This is a genomic window from Yoonia sp. I 8.24, from assembly GCF_022096995.1.
Classification (GTDB): domain Bacteria; phylum Pseudomonadota; class Alphaproteobacteria; order Rhodobacterales; family Rhodobacteraceae; genus Yoonia.
In genome coordinates this window covers 208,100-230,161 of record NZ_JACXGQ010000004.1, presented here as the reverse complement: position 1 = coordinate 230,161, position 22,062 = coordinate 208,100, and the positions used below count along the sequence as shown (strand labels likewise).

Sequence of the window (22,062 nt, the reverse complement as noted above, 5' to 3'; positions counted from 1 at the left end):
GTCATGCGCACGCCGGGCACGTATATTTCTGCCACAGGCCATGTTGCTTTGATTGGCTGGCTCATCTTTGGATGGGGCTTTGATTCAGATCCGCTGGAATTTGACGCGATGGATGTGTCTGTTATCAGCGGTGAGGCCTTTGACGAATTGTTGGCGGCCCGCACCCCAGAGCCGGGGGATGCAGACCCAACTGCGCCGCCGCAGCCGGAAATTGATGACACGCTGCCGCCGTTGCCAGTAACAGAAAGCCCCGCAGAACCCGCGCCGCCGCCGGACCCTGTGGATCAACCTGTTGACGAGCTTCCGCCGCCACCCGCGCCAGACGTTCTGGTGACTGAAGCAGAAGATACGCCACCTGAGACACCTGATGCGCCAGAGTCGCTCCCGTCGTCGCCGAATGTTGATGTCAATGCAGAACCCGCACCGACGCAGGCGGACCGTGTCGCAGCGGTTCCAATTGCGCCGCCACCACCGGATGCGCAAGTTGAAGATACAGTGCGCGAAGCAGTCGTGCCCGACGAGACAACAACCGCAGAAGTGGTGACAGAAGAAACCACCCCAACCGCGCCCGAAGAAACGGCAACTCAGATCGCGATTGAAGATGAAAAACCGTCCGGCTTGGTCGAAACCTCGCTGCGGCCAGTTTCACGACCAAGACCCACTGCGCCACCTGCGCCGGAAACAGACACAGCGGCCGAGACTGCTGAAGCGCCGATTGAAACCGAAACCCCAAATGATGACGCGGTTGAGGCGGCGCTTGCGGCGGCTTTGGCAACTGAAACGCCTAATGTTGCGACTTCTGCGATACCATTGGGGCAGGGGCTATCTGATACGGAAATGCGCAACGTTGTTTCTGCAATTGGTCGAAAGTGGATCGTCGATAACGGCGCGCGCAGCTCGAATGTCGTTATTGTCGTTGCATTTTCGTTAGGTCGCGATGGACAACTTGATGGTGATGTTGAGTTGATAAGCAACACTGATGCGCCGGCTGAAGTCGTAGATGCTGCGTTTCTAGCTGCGCGGAGCTCGATTTGGGCCGTGTCGCGATCTGGGGGGTTTCCATTGCCGGTAGAGAAGTATGAATCGTGGAAGGATGTCGAGGCCGCGTTCGATCCCAGCGGAATGCGGCTACGTTAAAAAGAACACGCGCAGGTGAGATGAAATGGTTTCATCCATCTGCTATGAAGACAAAGAAAGACGCGGATTAGGGGTAACCTGACGATGCGAAATGAGGCGAAGAAGATGAAAAAAGTTCTGACACTTTTGATGGCCCTATTGTTGGCGGGGCCTGTCGCTGCGCAAGACGGACCGCTGCGCATAACGATCACCGATGGTGTGATCGAACCGATCACATTTGCGGCCCCTGTGTTTCAGGCTGAAAATGCCGAGGCCGCGCAAGTTGTGAACAACCTGAACCGGATGGTCGCCCAAGATCTGTCCGGCACGGGCTTGTTCCGCGAAATTCCGGCGAGCGCGTTTATCTCGCAGATCACGTCATTCTCGCAGCCTATCGCCTTTGCGGATTGGCGGGCAATCAATGCGCAGGCATTGGTCACAGGTGCGGTTGCGGTGAACGGCAATCAGATGACCGTTAAATTCCGGCTATATGATGTCTATTCTGGCCAAGAATTGGGCGGCGGTTTGCAGCTTGCGGGTACGACGACTGGATGGCGCCGGATGGGGCACAAGGTCGCCGATGCGGTCTATAGCCGGATCACCGGCGAGGGCGGCTATTTCGACAGTCGCGTTGTCTATGTCGCGGAAAGCGGCCCCAAAGATAACCGCCAAATGCGTTTGGCAGTGATGGATTTTGACGGTGAGAATACGCAGTATTTGACCGATAGCAGTGCCATTGTGCTGGCTCCACGGTTTTCACCTACCGGCGACCGTGTGCTCTACACCAGCTACGAAAGTGGCTTTCCGCGGATCAACCTGTTGAATGTCGCCAATGTGGGCCGCCAGCAGTTGCAGACTGCCCCCGGCGAAATGGCCTTTAGCCCCCGGTTTTCGCGCGATGGTGGTTCAGTAATTTATAGCCTCTCTAACGGCGGAAACACGGATATTTTTCGCTCGGACCTTGCGTCGGGGCAATATACGCGGCTGACCTCTGCGCCTTCGATTGAAACCGCGCCAAGCCTGTCGCCTGATGGCACGCAGATCGTTTTTGAAAGCGACCGTTCCGGCACGCAGCAGCTTTACATTATGTCCGCCAATGGCGGCGAGGCGCGCCGGATTTCCTTTGGCGAGGGGCGGTATTCAACGCCGGTTTGGTCGCCTCGGGGGGATTTGGTTGCCTTTACCAAACAAAACGCAGGCCGGTTCCATATCGGCGTGATGCGCACGGATGGCTCAGAAGAGCGTCTACTTACAGCGTCGTTCTTGGATGAAGGCCCAACATGGTCCCCGAATGGCCGGGTGATCATGTTTAGCCGTGAAACCCAAGGCGAAAGCGGCACATCATCACTGTATTCCATCGATATTTCGGGCCGTAACCTGAAGGCTGTCCCGGTTCAGGGGGCCGCATCGGATCCGTCATGGGGCCCCTTGCAGCCCTAGTCAAAGTACATTCCCAGAACCAATCAGCCATGCTATGCTGATGAAAACGAGCAGATAAAAACAGGATTGAACCAATGAATATGATGACAAAAGCGACGATGCTGCTTTTGGTATTGGGCACGGCAGCCTGTACCAATCCCGACCGCTTAGGTGGTGCCGGTGGCGCAGGTGCAGGTGGTGCAGCCGCCGACGGTGGTCTGGCAGGATCAGCCAGTGACCCGACCAGCCCCGCATATTTCAATCAGGCGATTGGCGACCGGGTGCTGTTTGCGGTGGATACGTCAACGCTTACCCCCGAAGGTCAGCGCATTTTGGATGGCCAGGCGCAATGGTTGTTAACCAATGCCGACTACCGCGCAGTTGTCGAAGGCCACGCGGATGAGCAGGGCACACGCGAATATAACATCGCGCTGGGTGCGCGTCGCGCCAATGCCGTACGCGAATATTTGGTGTCACGTGGGGTTCCAACGGCCCGACTTGAGGTGATCAGCTACGGAAAACTTCGTCCGATTGAAGTCTGCTCTAACGAGGCCTGTTATTCGCAAAACCGTCGCGCGGTAACTGTTCTTTCATTCTCAGCTATTACTAGCTAACCAGCCCAAAGGACCCCCTATGTTGCACCGTATTGTTGTTCTTTACGCCATTTTGTTGTCGCCGCTGCCCGCCGTTGCCCAAGAGGAAACGTTGGCCGATATTCGACAGCAATTGACCGGGCTTTATGGTGACGTGCAACTGTTGCGTCGCGAGCTATCAACCACTGGCGGGCTAAATAGCGGGATCGCGGGCAATACACCGCTTGACCGGCTTAATGCGATTGAAGCTGAATTGCAGCGCCTGACGTCAAAGACTGAGCAGCTTGAATTCCGGGTGAACCGGATCACGGTGGATGGCACCAACCGTGTGGGCGATCTTGAATTCCGGCTGTGTGAACTTGAAGCAAATTGCGACATTGCCCAGCTTGGCGACACGCCTAGTCTTGGTGGCGTTGATAATGGGGCCGATGTGCCCGCGCCGAACTTACCTCCTGCGACAGATGGCCCAGCATTGGCCATCGGTGAACAGACCGATTTTGAGCGGGCGCGGGAGGCGCTCGCGAACCGTGACTTTCGCGGCGCCTTGGACCAGCTTGAGACCTTTGGCACGACCTACCCCGGAAGCCCGTTAGAGGCGCAAGTCAATTATATGCGCGGTGAGGCGCTTGAAGGGCTTGGTCAGCCAACCGACGCTGCACGCGCCTATTTGGAAGCGTTTTCCGCCGATGCGACGGGCGCACATGCCCCTGCATCACTGTATAAATTGGGGGCATCCTTGGGTGCGATCGGGCAGACCCAAGACGCGTGTTTGACGCTTGCAGAAGTCAATGTGCGCTTTCCGGGCAACCCGGCGGTCAATGACGCGCAGCTTGCGATGCAGAATCTGGGATGCCAGTAGCGGCACCCCATTCTGACCTTTCCGACCAGTTTACCCGCGCATTGCACGAGCTTGGGGTCGTCACGCCTCAGGCGGTAATTGGGCTTGCGGTGTCGGGTGGCGGTGATTCAATCGCGATGATGCATATGGCCGCGCGGGCGGTTGACCCAAAACGATTGCGAGCTGTCACTGTTGATCATGGGCTGCGCCCCGAAGCGCGCGACGAAATCGCATTGGTCGCGAACCAAGCCAAAGACCTCGGGATCGCGCATGTCGCTCTTGGTTGGGATTGGGACCGCAAAGGCAATTTGCAAGGGGCTGCGCGCCAAGGACGCTGGGCGGCGATGCATGCATGGGCCGGGCAGGCGGGCATTGTCGCGCTTTTGCTTGGTCATACTGAAGATGACCAGCTTGAAACCGTGTTGATGCGGCTCGCGCGTGGGTCTGGCATTGATGGGCTGACCGCGATGAGCCGTGTCGATTTGCGTGATGGGCTGCGGGTCGGGCGCCCGCTGTTGGGGATATCACGCGATGCTTTGCGGGACTGGTTACGCGCTGAACAGATTGCGTGGTGCGATGACCCGAGCAACGATGACACGCGCTATGACCGGGTACGGGCGCGCAAAATGTATGCGCAGCTCGAAACCCTTGGGCTTACCCGCAAACGTCTTTTGCAAACGGTCGATCACATGCAGGCCGCGCAGCGATCCTTGCGGCGGGCCGCGCGTGATTTTGCGAAACTACATGTGCGCCAAGACGCCGGAGATTTGATTTTTGATCCTGTTGCTCTCGACCTCAGCAATGACGATGCGCCGCGTCGGGTGATGGCCGCAGCGATTTCATGGGTGGCGAGCCGCACCTATAGACCGAGGTTTGAGAGCCTGCTCGCACGTGTCGACCAGCTGCGCAAAGGGCACAAGGTGACATTGGCCGGGTGTGTCCTGCTGCCGCTGCCCGGTGGTGGCGCGCGCATCCTACGCGAGGCCTCGGCAACGGCCCCATATACACGACCCGAAGGATTGGACATTGCAGCGACCGGGCTGCGCTGGGATCGACGCTGGCATCTGGATGGGCCCGTGCGGGATGGGTTGCGGGTGCAGGCCTTGGGTGAAGGGCTGCGCGACTGTCCCGATTGGCGGCAGGCATCGATGCCGCAAGTGTCGCTTTTGGCGTCACCGTCGGTCTGGTCGGGCGACACACTGATTGCGGCGCCGCTGGCTGGCCTGTCGAATGGCTGGTCGGCGCAGATTGTCGCGGATTTTCATTCTGGGGCGTTTGGCATTGAAGATTGAGTAATAGCCTCTATTTTAGATGAAACGCTTGAAACGACTCTGTCGCTTTCATTCCCCGACTTCAAAGGAGCTCCCCTTGGGCAACGCGCGAAATATGGTCTTTTGGATCGTCTTGTTTTTGATGGTTCTTGGACTTTTCCAAATCTTTAGCGGCGCACCAGCTGCGACACGCGGCAACAGCCAAAGTTACACCCAATTCGTTGAGGCGGTCGAAGCTGGTCAAGTGACCGATGTGACGATCGATGGTGAGAACGTGCGTTACACCGCGGGCGGTGCAAACTTTACGACTATCAAGCCGGAAGACGCTGAAATCACAGAACTTTTAGTCGAAGCAGATGTGCCGGTTACAGCTATTGGTCAAGAAACTTCGCTGCTGCAATCATTCTTGATTAGCTTGCTTCCTTTCGCATTGCTGATCGGCGTTTGGGTCTATTTCATGAACCGGATGCAAGGTGGCGGTAAAGGTGGGGCGATGGGCTTTGGTAAATCAAAGGCTAAGCTGCTGACCGAAAAGAATGGGCGCGTCACTTTTGACGATGTTGCTGGCATCGATGAAGCCAAAGAAGAGCTTGAAGAAATCGTCGAGTTTTTGCGCAACCCGCAAAAATTTAGCCGCCTTGGCGGGAAAATTCCAAAGGGTGCGCTGCTTGTTGGTCCGCCCGGTACGGGGAAAACCTTGCTTGCACGCGCGATTGCGGGCGAGGCGGGCGTGCCATTTTTCACAATTTCAGGATCTGATTTTGTTGAAATGTTCGTGGGTGTTGGTGCGTCGCGTGTGCGTGACATGTTTGAACAGGCGAAAAAGAACGCGCCTTGTATTGTCTTTATCGATGAAATCGATGCGGTTGGCCGTGCCCGTGGTGCGGGCCATGGCGGTGGCAACGACGAACGCGAACAGACATTGAACCAGTTGCTGGTTGAAATGGATGGGTTCGAAGCCAATGAAGGCGTGATTATCGTGGCGGCGACCAACCGCCGCGACGTGCTTGACCCCGCGTTGCTGCGCCCGGGTCGTTTTGACCGTCAGGTCACCGTGCCAAACCCAGATATCAAAGGCCGAGAGAAAATTTTGGGCGTGCATGCGCGTAAAATTCCGTTGGGCCCAGATGTCGATCTGCGCATCATCGCGCGTGGTTCCCCCGGATTTTCCGGTGCTGATCTTGCGAACCTTGTGAATGAGGCCGCATTGATGGCAGCCCGTATAGGTCGCCGCTTTGTCACAATGGTCGACTTCGAAAGCGCCAAAGACAAGGTCATGATGGGCGCAGAGCGTCGGTCAATGGTGATGACAGCCGAACAAAAGGAAATGACCGCTTATCACGAAGCGGGCCATGCGATCGTGGGCATCAGCTTGCCAAAATGTGACCCGGTTTATAAGGCAACGATCATTCCGCGCGGCGGGGCATTGGGTATGGTGATGAGCCTGCCTGAGATGGACCGCTTGAACATGTTCAAGGATGAATGCCATCAGCGGCTTGCGATGACGATGGCCGGTAAGGCCGCTGAAATCATCAAATATGGTGAAGATCAGGTATCCAATGGCCCTGCGGGCGATATTCAGCAAGCCAGCCAATTGGCGCGCGCGATGATCCTGCGCTGGGGGATGTCGGATAAAGTCGGCAATATCGACTATTCCGAAGCCCACGAAGGCTATCAGGGCAATACCGCAGGCTTGTCCGTTTCGGCAAATACCAAAGAGCTGATCGAAGAAGAAGTGCGCGAGTTTATCCAAAATGGCTATGAGCGCGCGCGTGAAATCTTGATCGAGAAAAACGATGAGTTTGAACGTCTTGCACAGGGCTTGCTCGAATATGAAACGCTGACAGGTGCTGAGATTAAGCGCGTGATGGCGGGTGAACCACCGCATCCGGGCGAAGATGATGACGGCGATGCCGCAAAATCTGAAACCCCATCGGTCACGGCAATCCCCAAGACCAAGCCGAAAAAGCCCAAAACACCGGATGCCGGGTTAGAACCCGAACCATCTGCTTAATGCAAGAAAACGCCGTCCCACTTGGGGCGGCGTTTTTGCTTGAACCGATTGGCTACCCGTGGTGCATTCGGCGCAACCACCAACCTGACAAAAGGAACGCGCCTTGCCCGCTCTCAAACCAACCGAAATTACTGGCGAAGTTATTTGGATCGGCCATGTGCCAGATCGCGACGCGTCTTTACGCGCAGCAAACCAAGCAGAGGCCGTGCTGACATTCGCGGGTATTCCGGGTGAGGCGCACGGGGGAGAGATACGCCCTGCATGTGTGCGTGTGGCCAGCCAGTACCCCCGTGACACGCCGATCCGGAATGTGCGGCAGTTGACGGTTCTCTCTGCCGAAGAACTGGCAATGATCGCTACCGCGTGCGGGCTTGACCAGCTAGACCCAGCGGATGTTGGCGCATCTATGGTGATCAAGGGCATTCCTGATTTCACGCACCTGCCACCATCATCGCGGCTGCAATTCCCAGATGGCTCTGCCATCGTGGTGGATATGGAAAATCGGCCCTGCCATCTGCCGGCAAAGGTCATCGCAGAAGATAACCCAGAGGCCGGGCGCAAGTTTAAGGCAGCGGCTAAGGATAAACGCGGTGTGACAGCCTGGGTGGAGCGTGAGGGCAAGGTCAAGGTGGGTGACGCTGTGCGCTTGCATGTGCCCGACCAACGCGCATGGCAGCCATAGGTTTCTGATCAGAAACGCGGGACATACCCGGTGCCGAAAAACCGCGAAATTATGTCGGATTAGGGGATTACATCCCGTATTGCGTGGATAAATTGACGCCAAAGAGGCTGTGTAATTGCTCACCGTTGGAATTGCGGTAGGGCAGCGGAGCCTTCATACGTAACCAACGCCGGGGATATACAATGAAAGCAACAGTAATTGACGGAAAAGCCTTTGCCGCGACAGTGCGCACGAAAGTCGCCGAACATGTCACGCGCCTTAAAGAAGTGCACGGGATTACGCCGGGACTTGCCGTGGTACTGTTGGGCGAAGACCCGGCCAGCCAAGTTTACGTGCGTTCCAAGGGCAAAATGACCGTCGAAGTTGGCATGAACAGCTTTGAACACAAGTTGGATGCGCAAACCTCCGAAGAGGATTTGCTTGCTTTGATTGCTAAGTTGAATGCGGATCAGGATGTCCACGGCATTCTGGTGCAACTACCACTTCCCGGACATTTGGACAGTGACTTGGTCATCAATAGCATCGACCCGGCCAAGGATGTGGATGGGTTTCATATCTCAAATGTTGGACTTCTGGGAACGGGACAAAAAAGCATGGTGCCCTGCACCCCGCTTGGTTGTCTGATGATGTTGCGTGACCATCATGGATCGCTTTCTGGCATGAATGCTGTCGTTGTTGGTCGTTCGAATATTGTTGGCAAACCGATGGCGCAATTGCTGCTCGGCGATAGCTGCACCGTGACCATCGCGCATAGCCGTACGAAAGACTTGCCCGCCGTGGTGCGCCAAGCTGATATCGTGGTCGCAGCCGTGGGCCGCCCGCAGATGATCCCCGGCGATTGGATCAAACCAGGTGCGACGGTGATTGATGTGGGCATCAACCGCATTGATAAGCCAGAGGGTGGCACCCGGCTGGTGGGTGACGCAGATTACGACAGTTGCGCCGCTGTGGCGGGGGCGATAACCCCGGTGCCGGGCGGTGTTGGACCGATGACGATTGCTTGCCTTCTGGCGAATACAGTCACCGCCTGTTGCCGCGCCAACGGGTTGAAAGAGCCCGAAGGGCTGACTGCCTAGTTTAGGTGGGGTGGATCAAGATCCACCCTACGATTTGGCGCGCGGCTTAAGCTGCCTGATTGCCGTTTGCACGGCCTCGGGCAGAGCGGTGTTACCATCTGGCGCGATATCGAGTGCTGCGCCGACATCTTTGGCCAAAATCCCAATACTATTGTCGTCGCCGAACCCGTCGCGTGCGAATTCAATATCGTCAAAGCCTGAGGCCAACCAGTTTTGGCCTGAGGCGCTTGCGATCAAGGCCAGTAATTTTGCCTCACCCACGCCCTGTGCATCACCCCAATCAAGCACCAGCCGGGTCATTGCCGTATGCGACGCCGCCAGCATATTATTCAGCACCTTGCCGGTCATCCCAGCACCGAAGTCGCCCATCGGGTGGATCGCGTCGCCCATTGCCTGCAAGAGCGGCATAATGGGTGCTGGATCGCCACCGACCATAAAGGTCAACGTGCCTGCGCGGGCACGCACTTGCGCGCCAGACATAGGCGCATCAATGATGGTGATATGCGCAGGGATACGTGCGCGCAGGGATTTGACGTAATTGGGCGATAGGGTCGAGCTGATCACAATTGTCTGCAAGGCGCGCGCGTTGGCGACGACATTTTGATCATCGAAGAGCAACGCATCGGTCTCTGCCGCGTCGCGGACGACGGTGATCAGCGTTGTCAGCCCGTCGCAAAAGGTATCAACATCTGTGCCAACCCCGGCAGAGGCACGCAGATCATAGCCACGCGCATCAAATCCAGCCGATTGTAGATTGGCCAACATTGGCCTGCCCATGCGGCCGCATCCAGCCACACCAATAATTTCCGTCATATCGTACCCCCCAAAAGAAAAAGACTTCCCTTTGGGTAAAGGGAAGTCAGTTGCTTGGGAATTTAAAATGTCACTAGTGAATGATTTCTTCTTCTTTCACGAACATGTTGGCCCATGCCCGATCAATCAGATCCGGTGTCATTTGATAGGGGATGCCTTCGAATTCACAGATTGAGATCATCTGATCGATCAAGAAAATCGGCTGGTAGTTGGCATAGACATTGTCGATCTCGGGGTAACGCGTGTTCAACAGGTGAACGAGCGTATCCTCATCAAGTGGCATTTTACGTTTGCGGGCCACCATCGCGAAAATCTTTAGGAAGTCTTCTTGGTGTGGGCCGTCGATCTTAATCTTATAGAAAATCCGGCGCAAAGCCGCCTTATCGAAGATCGCGTTCGGGTGGAAGTTGGTTGAGAAAATGACAAGCGTGTCAAAGGGAACCTCGAATTTCTCACCCGATTGCAGCGCAAGAATATCTTTGTTTTCTTCGAGCGGAACAATCCAACGGTTGACCAGCGTCTGCGGTGGTTCAGCCTGACGGCCAAGGTCGTCCACGATAAAGATGCCGCCAGTTGATTTCAACTGCAAGGGCGCCTGATAAGTCCGCGCGGTGGGGTTATAAACAAGGTCAAGCATCGACAGTGACAATTCACCACCCGTAATCACGGTTGGGCGTTCACAGCGCACATAGCGCGTGTCAAACCGACCAGAGGTCCGGCGCAGGCTATTGGGATCATCGACGTCATCTTCGGCGGCGGAGTGCACAATCGGATCGTAAACGGTGATCACCTGACCCGAATATTCAATTGCACGAGGCACATAGATTTTATCGCCTAACGCATCGCGAATACCGTTCGAGATGGATGACTTCCCATTGCCCGGTGGACCATACATCAAGATCGAGCGGCCCGCACTAATCGCGGGGCCAAGATTTGATAACAGGTCTGGCGGCAACACAAGGTGCCCCATCGCGGTCGATAGCTGTTCACGTGTGATCTGGATATTCCGGATCGACTGGCGTTCAATCTGTTCGCGGTAGATATCAAGCGGGACGGGCATCGCACCGTAATATTCAGACTGGCTAAGCGCATCCAGCGCGCGCGCGCGTCCGGCGTCGGTCAATTGATAACCCATCTCATTGCCGCTGTTGGCGTTCAGCGTTCCGCGCGCCTCAAGCAGGAGCTGACTGCGGGCCATATCGACCAATTCTTGTGTGACGGGAATGGGCAGACAAATGGCACGGCTGATCAGCGAGACCTGATCAAGGTTCATCCGGAACATTGTTTTGATTAAAATATCGCGCATCATCGACATAGGCAGGAGCATGCCTTCAAGACTACGCGGCGCCGGGGGGGCCATTACACCAGAGGATTGCACGTTCATGACATTCTTGCCTATCGTAAAAAGATTCGAATTCCGCAGAATCTGCGGCGGTTTTAACTAAGATTACAGCCTATTGTGGCGAAATAGTGAACAAACAAGTGCCTGTAAGGGGCACGGCCTATGTTGTCTTTGTTTAACGCGTAATCGCAACAACTAGTAGATAAAACAAAATCGTCCCGCTTAGCGCGAGCCCCTTTGGAAAACGGTCGTTGTCCCAGCTAAGCCAATCAGGCGCAATTTTACGCAGCGGGCTATGTTTTGCCAAGCGGTGCGTGACCAAGGCGGCCAAAAGGCAGGACGCGTAGATCAACAAAAACATGCGCAGGTCGGCAACAGCAACCATCGGGGCGGCCGCCGCCATAAACTTCACATCGCCACCGCCAATGACCCCAGACATCCAAAACAGGATTCCTACCGCAAGCACCACGGCAAAATGGGTCCAGTGCCACAGGTAGGTGACAAAGGGCAGTGCAAAGATCCCAAGTACGGCAAAGCTGAGCAAAAGCGCACCTGCCGCAAGATTGGGGATCTTCATGACTCGCATGTCGTTCCACGCCACGAAAACTGCGATTGGGATAACTGCCGGCAGGAACCAGCATGCTGCGTATGCCGTCAGTCCCATAGCTAGTTTGTCGCGTTGTTTTCAAGCGCCTGCAATGCGCGCACGGCTTCTTCAAAGTGACGCGGGTGGGTTTCGATCGCATCCGCCAAAAGCGATTTGCCGATCGAGACGTCATTTTGTTTAATTGCAGCAAGCGCGAGGGTGTAAAGCAGCTGCGCGCGCTCGATTTGGTTCATGTCAACGACGGGCAGCGCATAGTTGCGCTGTGCGCCGCGTGCAAGAACGAGGTTGTTTTTGGCAGTAAACAGGGTCGCGTCATGGCGCAAAGCGTCGAGGAACAGTCGTTCAGCACCACGGTAATCACCGCGGGTTAGCTTGGAATACCCCCAGTTGTTATAGACCGAGGCCGGGCGCGTCGTGAGACCCGCAGCAGTTTGATAGAAACTGTCCGCCTTGTCCCATTGTTGGCGGCTATCGGCGACCATGGCCTCAAACCGGTAGCGTTTGAACGTTTCAAAGGTTGGCGGCACTGTGTTGAGCGTGGCGGCAGCATCGTCCCAGGCGCTTGCCCGGATATGCGCGCCTGCAAGTTCTACGCGGTCTTCACTCGTGGCTTCAGGATGTGCAACAACTGTATTCCATGCTGCAATCCCTTCTGTCACACGGGTCGCACGGATCAGTGATGTCGCAAGGCCACGCTGAAGATCGATATTGTCCGGGTCGGCGGCAAGCGAGGCTGAGAAATGCTGGACCGCTTCGTTGGGGTCGCCCATTGTCATCATGAGCTCGTTGACGTTTTGCGCATCGCTGGCGTTGATGTCGTTGATGGCTTCTTGAATTTGCTCTTCTGTCGATTTTGCACAGGCCGACAGGGTAAGCGTTGCTAGGCAAAGCGAAAGAATAATTGGGTGGCGCATTTTAGCGTCCTTTTGCTGCTCATACTCAGAGATCTGACATTAGCACGAAATCACCTGCACCGCGTCGGATCAAATTGAAGTTCTGGTAATCTTGTACCACAGTATTGTCGTTGTTTTCCAACATTGCGAGCGCTAACCGTAAATTGTCGCGGATTTCATCCGAATTTCCGTTGTCTGCGGCATATGCGCGGCGGAAAACCTCACTTGCTTCGGCAACTTTGCCACGTTCCATCAAAACGACGCCAAGATTGTTCCACGCGGGTGGAAAGCTAGCATCTAATTCAACAGCATCACGCAACCAACGTTCAGCCTGTCCAAGGCGCCCAATATGCAGGTTTGCAGACCCAATTGCCGAGAGTGTGTCGACATTGAGCCCGTGCTGAATGGCCGCTCGCCTATAAGCTTTGAGCGCCAGTTCGTATTCGCCCGCGGCCATCAGCCGATGACCCACAATCAACCCGTCAACACTGCCTTCACCAGACACACCGGGGGCAAATACCCCGTCGCCCGAATTATCCAACCCGTCGTTGGCACAGGCGATCAACGTGGTGAAAGCGATCCCCAGAAGGGCGAGCCGAGGTTTCATTTTTTGATCAGCCCAAGTTTTGGGCGATCGCGTAGATCGATGGACCAATCAAAATTGCCATAAGTGGCGGCACAGTCAACATCATGGTGGCTAATGTCATTTTTGTTGGCAGTTTGTTGGCTTTTTCTTCGGCGCGCATGACGCGCTTGTCACGCATTTCAAGTGAATAGACACGCAACGCGTCCGAAATCGATGTACCAAATTGCTGCGATTGGACCAGCACTGTAACAAAGCTGGTGATGTCCTGCACACCGCAGCGTTCGGCCATATCTTTCAGCACGGTTGTCTTGTCTTTACCCGCTTTAGTTTCTTGACCAACCATTTCAAACTCATCTGAAATGTCGGGAAAGCCAGAACGCAGCTCTTTGGATACGCGCATGATCGATTGATCAAGTGATTGCCCAGCTTCGACACAGACCAGCATCAAGTCGAGCGCGTCGGGAAAGCCGTTTGTGATGGCTTCTTGGCGTACGGCTTGTCGGCGTGTGACCCAATACTTGGGTAGAAAGTAGCCGGCGCCAGCAGGCCCCAAGATCATAAGCGCAAGATCTTGCGATGAAACATCGCCTTGCGACATTTTGAAAACAGCATACATGCCACCAAGCACCAGCCCAAAGATACCCAGTGTGAGTTGTAAGAAGTTATATGTGCGCACAGCTGTTTTGCCACGGTAGCCCGCTTGCAATAGCTTTAGCTTGACGGCTGAATATTCATCTTCGTTTTGCGGCTCGAGGAAGCTCGAATATTTCTCGAGCTTATCTTTGCTAGAGGCCGTACGCAGTTTTTCGCCCTTAGCGGTTTTCTTATCTGTGCTGTGTCCACTTGCCTTTAGGCGGTTAAGCGGATCGTCGTCTTTCTTGAGCAGAACTGGCAGGGTCACCAACACCAAAAAGAAGCCAATAAGACCGACAAGGATGATCAGTGCGTTTGGTCCAAGAAGTTCGGTAAGCTGTGCTTGAATGTTTTCCATGATGGGCCCCTTAGACCTTAATGTTTACAAGCGAACGCATGACGACCACGTTCAACACAAGAAAGGCGCTGATAACGAAACAGGCCGGAATGAAGGCAGAGCTTTCCATGACTTCATCGAAATAGTCGGGTTTGACCAATGTGATGAGGATAAGTGCCAAAACTGGGAAAACGGACAGAAGGTTGCCAGACCATTTTGCTTCTGCAGTAATCGCACTAACGCGGCGGAACAGGCGGAACCGTGCGCGGATAACTTTGGCAAGACCATCCAGAATTTCCGCCAAGTTACCACCGGATGTCTGTTGAATACTGACGGCAACGGCCAAGAAGCGCATATCTTGGTTATCCAAGCGTTCCGCCATAGCTTTAAGTGTTTCCCCCATATCACGCCCATATGCAGCCTCATCCGAGATCATCCCAAATTCAGTGCCGAGCGGGTCAGCGATTTCGGTCGAAACAATCTGTAGCGAGTTTGAGAACGGGTGACCCACGCGAAGCGAACGGACCATAAGTTCAACGGCTTCGGGAAGCTGCTCAGCAATCATTGACATCCGTTTGTTAGCCTTGCGGCTGATCCAAACGTATACGCCGCCAACGCCCATCAAAACTGCGACAGCAGCACGCACAGGCACGCCAAGCTGGGTCAGGACTGTCAGCATCATAAAGGCGACAAAGCTGATGACGCCCATCAGCATGATGATTTGTGGCGGGGTAAACACGATGTTCGCCATCTGCGCTTTGTTCGCCAAGATGGAATAGATCGGAATACTTTGCGAGCGCATATGCTGCGACATCTCTTTGCGCAACTGATCAAGAACCTGTTCGCGGTTCCCGCCTTTATCAAGCATCTCAAGACGGCGGTTAACCTTCCCGTCCATGCTGATCGATTTGCCAAAAATCACAAGGTAGACACCCTGAACCATCGCGACAACGGCGACAAAGATCAGGATATAAATTACTGGGGCAGCCGAAATCATGCGTCGTTACTCCGCAACCATTGGTTCAAAGATAGCAGGTGGCAAATCGTATCCCCACAGCTTGAAGCGGTCAGAATAGTGGCTGCGCACGCCTGTCGCTGTAAAGTGCCCGATAATCTTGTTGTCGGGTGTTAGACCGACACGTTGATATCGAAAGATTTCTTGCATCGAAATAACGTCGCCTTCCATCCCGGTGATCTCTGTGATGGACGTCATGCGGCGGGAACCATCTTGCAAACGCGATGCCTGCACGATGAGGTTTACCGCCGATGAAATCTGGCTCCGCATCGCTTTCAGCGGCATTTCGATCCCGGCCATCGCGATCATGTTTTCCAAACGCGACACGCCATCGCGTGCAGAGTTGGCGTGAATTGTGGTCATTGACCCATCGTGGCCAGTGTTCATGGCTTGCAGCATGTCGATAACTTCTTCGCCACGCGTCTCCCCCACGATGATGCGATCAGGACGCATCCGCAGGGCGTTTTTCAGACAGTCGCGCTGGGATACGCCGCCCTTGCCTTCGACGTTTGGTGGACGGCTTTCCATCCGACCAACGTGCGTTTGTTGCAGTTGAAGTTCGGCCGTATCCTCGATTGTCAGGATACGTTCGGCGTCATCAATAAAGCCCGAAAGCGCGTTCAATGTGGTCGTTTTACCAGAACCCGTACCGCCAGATACGATGACATTTAGGCGGGTTGACACGGCGGCCTGAAGATAGGCGGCCATTTCTTCGGTAAATGCGCCAAATTTGACCAGTTCTTCGATCCCAAGCTTATCTTTCTTAAACTTACGAATGGAAACCAGTGACCCGTCGACCGCAATAGGTGGCACCATGGCGTTAAAACGAGAACCATCAGCAAGACGCGCATCGACGTAAGGGTTACTTTCATCAACCCGGCGACCAACGGCGGAAACGATTTTATCGATGATCCGCAGCAGGTGCTTTTCATCTTTAAACGTAATATCAGTGAGCTGAAGCTTACCGTCACGTTCCACAAAAATCTGCTGCGGGCCGTTGACCAAAATATCGTTTACAGATTCGTCTTTAAGCAATGTCTCAAGTGGGCCAAGTCCAGTAACCTCAAAGAACAGATCCTGACTCAGCGCTTGCCGTTCGTCACGGTTCAAGACGATGCCCATTTCCTCAAGCGATTCATTCGCGATTGAGTTGATCTCGTTACGCAGCTCGGCCTCTGACGCGGATTCCAACGCGGCGAGGTTCAAATTGTCGAGCAGCGACTTGTGCAATTCGAGCTTGATCTCGCCCAGACGTTCCTTGCGACGCTTGTCTTTATCGACAGGGCCCGCTTCAGCGGCCCGCTTTTCGGGCATCGCCTTCATCAGCGATTTACGTGCCTCATCCACTTTTGGGGCAGCCGCTGGGGCGACATTCACCTTTGGACGGCCCGCTGCGGCAGGGGTATCTTTGGGTGCGTTGGGTTTTTTATATTTCGAAAACATATTGTTGCCTCTTAAGCTCTCGCGTCAGCTTCAGCTTGGTTGACTTCATGCAGTGACTTCGCAAATTTAGTAATTTCTTTGCGCAATGGGTTCTTAGGGATACCAACAGCCATTGGCGATCCGTGGTCAGAGCTTTGCATGACGGGCTTGCCGCCGTCAGGCATCAGCACGTCAATTGAAATTCCGAGACTATCCGCAAGGCGTTTGACCCGGCTTTTGCCGTTCATATCGGTAAACCCAGGTGCGCGGTTGAGAATGAACCGAATTTTGTCGAACGGCAGGTCTTCTGACTGCAACGCGCGTTTCAGGCGCAATGTGTTCTGCGCGGACCGCATATCCAGTTCGATCATCGCGAGATAGATATGTGCGGTTTCAAGGACAGTTTGCGACCATTCGATCATCGTCGTTGGCATGTCGATGATGACATAGTCGAAATTGACCCGCGCGACTTCGATCACTCGCGCGATATCTTCGGGTGTAATCATGTCCAACGGAATCATATCTGTTGGCGACGTCAGCACGTGCAGCTTGTCTTCGTAGGTCAGCATTGATTGTAAAAAAGCTTCGGAATCCATCGATTCTGTGTCGGTTAGCATTTCCAACACGGCCTCGCGGCGGGGAAGATCAAGATAGGTCGACACCGATCCGAACTGAAAATCGAGATCAAGCAAGCAAACCTTGGGTGGGTCTTCCTTGTCTATGTTGGCAAGTTCCCAAGCAAGATTGACGGCAAACATCGTTGCACCGGTACCGCCAGCAATGCCGTGGATTGGCACAACAACGCCAGAATGATTCCCCGTCGCGTTAAAGCCTTTGGTGCCTTCTGCGGGTTCTTCAGGTTCTTCGGCGGTCAGGACACGTTCGATCGCGCGCGCAAGTTCGTTTTCGGGGAGCGGGTAGGGCACAAATTCATCACCGCCTTCGCGGAGCAATTGGTGCAACGCGGTTGGGCTGACATCTTCTGCAATAAGAATAACTTTGATTTTGGCGGCTTTGGCAACAGCGATCACTTCGGACACCAATGGCAAGTTGTCTTCGTCATTCACATCCATCGCGATTGTGACAAACTGGAGGCTACGCGCCTCTTTTTGCCCCAAAAATGCGACAGCGTCTTCAAAGCTCAGGTCGCCCCAAGCGTCGCCAAGTGCGGCTTCCATGTCTTCGATTAACAGATCAAAAATCTGTACATCGCGGCTGATCGTGCACGCTACAATCGGGGGCGCATCGTGCTGTACGGCCGTAGTATCAGTCATTCTTTGTCGTCCTCATCGATGTTGTGATTCCATCTTAGTCCACCAGCAAGTGTAAGCGCTAGAGCGATAGAATATAAGGCGCGGCCGCGTTGCCGTGGCGCACTGTGGTTGGGATAATATTGGGGGCAATCGTGTCGAATTTTGGACCAAAGACCCATATTTCAGGTCAGTGTTGCAAAAAATGTAACTAAAAAGAGAACGTCCACGCCAAACTGTGTTCGGCGTGGACATAATTGGTAGGCTGTTATTCGCCAGCGGCGATTTCTGTGCCACCCAATGCGGGCGGTGATACAGCGCGTTCAATATACCCACGGTAGATAACTTGCGCGTATATTCCGTCGAGCACCATAGGATCGGTTTCAACGAATCCTGATACCTCTGTAACTGTCCGGCGGTTGCGACGCTCACGATCATTTGTCGCGATCAAAGGCTGAGTTTCGCCAAATGAAGCAACCGCTTCGAGGCGATCCCGTCCAATACCTTGCGACGTCAGATAGGCAACAACTGCTTGTGCACGACGAAGGCCGAGACTGCGGTTGTATGATTGGCTACCGACAAGGTCGGTGTGCCCGTAGACCCGGAAGCGGACTTCTGGGAACTGACGGATCCAATCTGCTTGGCGTGAAAGAATACGCTGGGCATCTGCATCAAGTACAGTCGAGTTGAACTCGAATGTGACTGTTGAATCAATCTCGGACGCGAAACGACGCGCTAGATTGACGCGGTAGTCTTCTTGCGCTGATTGAACCATCACGTTGTTCATCGTCGCGTTGCCAAAACCACCGCCGTCAACGACAGCCCCTGCTTCGTATTGAAGCTGTGGGAAGTCATCCGTCGTTGCCGAGCAGCCCGCAAGGAGCGCAGCGGCCGTTGCTGTTGTCATAAGTTTCTTCATTGACCTGTGCTCCTATTCATTCGTCCATGACGTAGCCGTAAGAACCACTAAAGTCCTGACGGGCTACTTCACCGGCTGCGCCGGGGATTTGAGTGCCGGCGGATGTTTTGCCGAGCAAGAACAGATCGGCTTCGCTTGGCAGCTGCACACGATCGGTTGGAAGCGACAAAGCAGCGCCGCGTGTTGGCGAGACCAAATGCGGCGTCACAATGATCACAAGCTCAGTTTGTTCGCGCTCATAGGCCGCACTCCGGAACAGAGCGCCCAAGACTGGCACATCGCCGATCCATGGCACCGACTCGGTCAGATCATTAAAGTCGTCCTGCAACAGTCCAGCAATTGCAAAGCTTTCACCGTCGCGCATTTCCACGGTTGTGCTGGTTTCACGGCGTGAAAACGCATTAATTGTGAACTCACCCGACGTAAACGAGTTGGTCGTGTCGATCGCAGATACCGCAGCTTCCAGTTCAAGGTTGATGATATCATCGTCGACGACAGTCGGGATGAAGTTGAGTTCAACACCAAAAGGCTTAAACTCTACCGTTATTGTATCTTCGTCTTGAGCGATTGGTACCGGATATTCACCACCGGCTAAGAACGATGCCTCCTGACCGCTCAGCGCAGTAAGGTTTGGTTCGGCTAAAGTCCGTACAAGGCCGCGCGATTCCAGCGCCTCAAGCGTGAGACTCACATCCATTGCACCAGCGCCGAAACCAAAGGTAACCGCACCGTTAGACCCGGCTCCTGCGGCGGTAGTAGTCCCACCGTCGACGCTTAGGCCATTCGATGTTCCGAGTACGGAGAAGTTGGTGCCAAATGATTTGCTTACAGAACGCTGCATTTCTGAGAACCGTACCTGCAACATAACTTGCTGCGTGCCACCGACGACCATCAGGTTTGACACCCGATCTGGTGCGTAGCGGTTCGCGAGTTGAAGGGCACGTTCAAGGCGCGCGATTGAGCTGACCTGTCCAGAAAGTACGATACCATCATTGGCCGTGCGTACTTCGATGTTCTCACCTGGAAGGATCTGGGCCAAGCGTTCTTTGAACTCGCCCATATCAGGTGAGACATGGATCTCAACGTTGGTAATCAGACGCCCATCAGCGCCCAATAGGGTTAGGGTGGTGCGGCCCGGCTCTTTGCCCAAAACGTACAATGTGCGTTCTGAAAGCGAAGAAATATCTGCGATGCCAGGGTTGGCGATTGAAACGTCCGAATAAGGAACGTCGCTCTCAACCACGATGGCCCGGTTCATTGGGACGCTGAGTGCACTGGATGCCGCGCCGCGCAAGACGCGCAACGTTTCAGCCGGTGCCATTGTTGGTGCCGTCGCGGTAAGCGACAACGTTAAGCCTGTAAGTGCGGCTTTGATAAATCTGTCATACTTCATAAGTGACCTGCCTCTCCGATCACGCCTCGTTGCTAGGGTCTTAATGCCCATGATGTAGTGACCATGCGTCAGTCGCGCATTTATTGCAATAATCAATAGGTTGGAAGACGAAGCAAATGTGGACATCGCGCAACACTATGTCTCGGAATGCAAAAACGCCCGGGGCTCTCCGGGCGTTTTTAGTGAATTAATGGTGCGGTTTAGGGCTTGCAGACTAATTGCAAGGGATCTCGACTTCGACACGCTCTGTGCCACGCCGTTCGTAGCCGTAGCATTTCGCATCCTCTTCGACGACCTCTTCTTCCTCTTCTTCTTCGATGATCTCACCGGTCACCGATAAGTTGTCCGCAGAAATGCTTTCGGTGATCGAAACCGAATCTCCAGAACCAACAAGCGAGATCGTGAGCGTACCGCTGGACTGTGCTTGCGTTAGCTCGGCGACTTCTTGTGGGGTAATTTGGACGATGACTTGATCAATCCCGTTTGAGCGCTCCTCGTCAGGCGCTGCGATAATCTCCAACCCCGATTTCAAAAGATTTGTTACGCGGCGCCCAGACTGCAGTTGGCCGCTCCAATACAAGTCGATGCGATCGTCCGGGCGCAAAGTGCCAAAACTACCGGTTACCCGACCTTGAATGGGAAATGCGCGCATGCCTGGATCAAGGAGTGCAGTAAGGCCACGCGTCGCTCCAGGAGCAGCGAGGCGACTCTGCGTCAAAGGCTCGTTCGGAATGATCGGCAGGATTACCACGCGTGATTTCGCGGCATATTCTGGAGGGAACAGGGCTTCTTCTTCCCGCAAGATACCTTCTGGCAGCGAATCGCGGGCGTATTTTATTAGTACGACATCGTCGGCCGTTAGGACATCGCCGTATGAAAACGCCTTGTTCACCGTGTAAACGTCAACTGTCTGAACGGCACCATCGCGCTGCGCTTCGGCACGCGCGAGTTGACTTGCCGTTTGTTCGATTTGTTGGTTCACCATATATACGGCAAAGCCCGCTAGGCCCATGCCGACCAATAAAACCAGTCCAAAAACTCCACGCATTATCGCATCCTTCGATTTTTTGAGCCGCCATCGAGCGTTGAGACTGGCACTGTAGCCCCAAACCCTGACAAGCTATTAGCTTTGCCGCGTTTTAGACCATTTAGAAAGGGGATTTCAATGCGCGAGGTGCGTGCGCAGCGAACACGCCAATTTGGGAGTGTGCATTTAACACAGTATTGAGCGGCTTACTGTCGCCGAACGGAGACACAAACGGGTGCTGACTTTCCCCAGCTTATGTCTAGCGACGAGGTGCATGCTAAAGGTGTCGGGGTTTACCCTGACACCTATTCGGCATCCATATTATCAAGAGCATCTTCTATTTCGTTTGCAAGGCCGGTCGCGCCGGGAGAAAACGCGGTAACCACGACTAAACCGAGCACAGTAATGGCGGCGGTAAGGACCACGAAATCTACGGTAACTGCCCCGTCCTCTTCGGCGGCGAGACGTTTAAAAATCTGCTTCATCCTGTGTCCTATCTGTGTCAGCGTTCGCAATAGTTTTAAAAAAAGGGCGCGCCACAAAATGTGCCGCGCCCTCAAACTTTTAGACATGTGCTGAGTAGCGCTAGCGCAATACTCAACTAGCCAAGAAGCGCTTATTCAGCGTCCATGTTGTCAAGTGAGTCTTCGATTTCGTTGGCAAGACCTTCTGCGCCACGTGACACAGCGCCACCAACAGCCAGACCAAGAACAACGATCGCAGCAGTCAGAACTACGAAGTCAACTGTTACAGCGCCGTCTTCGTCGTTGCGGAAGTTTTTGATAAAGTTAAGCATTGAATTCCCTCCTCAGGGTA

General features: G+C 54.4%; 22 protein-coding genes. 8 read left to right on the top strand and 14 right to left on the bottom strand.

Going from position 1 to position 22,062, the window contains the following annotated elements; all coding sequences use genetic code 11:
* Window positions 1-3 precede the first annotated feature (3 nt).
* From Yoon_RS09690 to folD, 8 genes are all read left to right on the top strand, one after another.
* Entirely contained in the window at window positions 4-1,137 is a 1,134-nt protein-coding gene (locus tag Yoon_RS09690) for an energy transducer TonB (RefSeq protein WP_238111990.1), read from the top strand.
* 105 nt (window positions 1,138-1,242) lie between these two features.
* Window positions 1,243-2,556, top strand: a complete 1,314-nt coding sequence (tolB, locus tag Yoon_RS09685; RefSeq protein WP_238111989.1) for a Tol-Pal system beta propeller repeat protein TolB — start codon at window positions 1,243-1,245, stop codon at window positions 2,554-2,556.
* 74 nt (window positions 2,557-2,630) lie between these two features.
* Window positions 2,631-3,149, top strand: coding sequence for a peptidoglycan-associated lipoprotein Pal (gene pal, locus Yoon_RS09680; protein WP_238111988.1), 519 nt, complete (start codon window positions 2,631-2,633; stop codon window positions 3,147-3,149).
* Between the two features lie 19 nt (window positions 3,150-3,168).
* The gene (ybgF, locus tag Yoon_RS09675; RefSeq protein WP_238111987.1) at window positions 3,169-3,987 is read left to right on the top strand and encodes a tol-pal system protein YbgF; all 819 of its coding nucleotides are present in this window, start codon (window positions 3,169-3,171) and stop codon (window positions 3,985-3,987) included.
* A complete protein-coding gene (tilS, locus tag Yoon_RS09670) occupies window positions 3,978-5,258 on the top strand; it encodes a tRNA lysidine(34) synthetase TilS (RefSeq protein WP_238111986.1) in 1,281 nt (426 codons plus the stop codon). Before ybgF ends, tilS begins: the two co-directional genes overlap by 10 nt.
* A gap of 94 nt (window positions 5,259-5,352) precedes the next feature.
* The gene (ftsH, locus tag Yoon_RS09665) at window positions 5,353-7,251 is read left to right on the top strand and encodes an ATP-dependent zinc metalloprotease FtsH (RefSeq protein ID WP_238112221.1); all 1,899 of its coding nucleotides are present in this window, start codon (window positions 5,353-5,355) and stop codon (window positions 7,249-7,251) included.
* Between the two features lie 103 nt (window positions 7,252-7,354).
* Window positions 7,355-7,933, top strand: a complete 579-nt coding sequence (locus Yoon_RS09660; RefSeq protein WP_238111985.1) for an MOSC domain-containing protein — start codon at window positions 7,355-7,357, stop codon at window positions 7,931-7,933.
* A 182-nt stretch (window positions 7,934-8,115) separates the two neighbouring features.
* Entirely contained in the window at window positions 8,116-9,009 is an 894-nt protein-coding gene (folD, locus tag Yoon_RS09655; protein ID WP_238111984.1) for a bifunctional methylenetetrahydrofolate dehydrogenase/methenyltetrahydrofolate cyclohydrolase FolD, read from the top strand.
* A 27-nt stretch (window positions 9,010-9,036) separates the two neighbouring features.
* Here the strand turns inward: folD and Yoon_RS09650 are convergent, their stop codons facing one another.
* From Yoon_RS09650 to Yoon_RS09585, 14 genes are all read right to left on the bottom strand, one after another.
* The gene (locus Yoon_RS09650; RefSeq protein ID WP_238111983.1) at window positions 9,037-9,822 is read right to left on the bottom strand and encodes an NAD(P)-dependent oxidoreductase; all 786 of its coding nucleotides are present in this window, start codon (window positions 9,820-9,822) and stop codon (window positions 9,037-9,039) included.
* Between the two features lie 73 nt (window positions 9,823-9,895).
* On the bottom strand, window positions 9,896-11,206 hold the full coding sequence (locus Yoon_RS09645) for an ATPase (protein ID WP_238111982.1): 1,311 nt from the start codon (window positions 11,204-11,206) through the stop codon (window positions 9,896-9,898).
* Window positions 11,207-11,339: 133 nt separating this feature from the next.
* Complete coding sequence (locus Yoon_RS09640; RefSeq protein ID WP_255698758.1) at window positions 11,340-11,828, bottom strand: prepilin peptidase; 489 nt, start codon at window positions 11,826-11,828, stop codon at window positions 11,340-11,342.
* 2 nt (window positions 11,829-11,830) lie between these two features.
* Window positions 11,831-12,685 carry a lipopolysaccharide assembly protein LapB gene (locus tag Yoon_RS09635; protein WP_238111980.1) on the bottom strand — a complete coding sequence of 285 codons (855 nt, stop codon included), beginning with the start codon at window positions 12,683-12,685 and terminating at the stop codon, window positions 11,831-11,833.
* A gap of 25 nt (window positions 12,686-12,710) precedes the next feature.
* Window positions 12,711-13,271, bottom strand: coding sequence for a tetratricopeptide repeat protein (locus Yoon_RS09630; RefSeq protein ID WP_238111979.1), 561 nt, complete (start codon window positions 13,269-13,271; stop codon window positions 12,711-12,713).
* Window positions 13,272-13,278: 7 nt separating this feature from the next.
* Window positions 13,279-14,241: a type II secretion system F family protein gene (locus tag Yoon_RS09625; RefSeq protein WP_238111978.1), complete on the bottom strand. Its 963-nt coding sequence runs from the start codon at window positions 14,239-14,241 to the stop codon at window positions 13,279-13,281.
* A 10-nt stretch (window positions 14,242-14,251) separates the two neighbouring features.
* Window positions 14,252-15,217 carry a type II secretion system F family protein gene (locus Yoon_RS09620; RefSeq protein WP_238111977.1) on the bottom strand — a complete coding sequence of 322 codons (966 nt, stop codon included), beginning with the start codon at window positions 15,215-15,217 and terminating at the stop codon, window positions 14,252-14,254.
* 6 nt (window positions 15,218-15,223) lie between these two features.
* A complete protein-coding gene (locus Yoon_RS09615; RefSeq protein WP_238111976.1) occupies window positions 15,224-16,678 on the bottom strand; it encodes a CpaF family protein in 1,455 nt (484 codons plus the stop codon).
* A gap of 11 nt (window positions 16,679-16,689) precedes the next feature.
* On the bottom strand, window positions 16,690-17,931 hold the full coding sequence (locus Yoon_RS09610) for an AAA family ATPase (protein ID WP_238111975.1): 1,242 nt from the start codon (window positions 17,929-17,931) through the stop codon (window positions 16,690-16,692).
* Window positions 17,932-18,175: 244 nt separating this feature from the next.
* Entirely contained in the window at window positions 18,176-18,814 is a 639-nt protein-coding gene (locus tag Yoon_RS09605; protein ID WP_238111974.1) for an OmpA family protein, read from the bottom strand.
* Between the two features lie 28 nt (window positions 18,815-18,842).
* Window positions 18,843-20,219 (bottom strand): type II and III secretion system protein family protein, encoded by a 1,377-nt coding sequence (locus Yoon_RS09600; protein WP_238111973.1) that lies wholly within the window; start codon window positions 20,217-20,219, stop codon window positions 18,843-18,845.
* A 214-nt stretch (window positions 20,220-20,433) separates the two neighbouring features.
* Window positions 20,434-21,267: a Flp pilus assembly protein CpaB gene (gene cpaB, locus Yoon_RS09595; RefSeq protein WP_238111972.1), complete on the bottom strand. Its 834-nt coding sequence runs from the start codon at window positions 21,265-21,267 to the stop codon at window positions 20,434-20,436.
* A 284-nt stretch (window positions 21,268-21,551) separates the two neighbouring features.
* Entirely contained in the window at window positions 21,552-21,731 is a 180-nt protein-coding gene (locus Yoon_RS09590) for a hypothetical protein (protein ID WP_238111970.1), read from the bottom strand.
* A gap of 131 nt (window positions 21,732-21,862) precedes the next feature.
* Window positions 21,863-22,042 carry a Flp family type IVb pilin gene (locus Yoon_RS09585; protein ID WP_108816426.1) on the bottom strand — a complete coding sequence of 60 codons (180 nt, stop codon included), beginning with the start codon at window positions 22,040-22,042 and terminating at the stop codon, window positions 21,863-21,865.
* Window positions 22,043-22,062 lie beyond the last annotated feature (20 nt).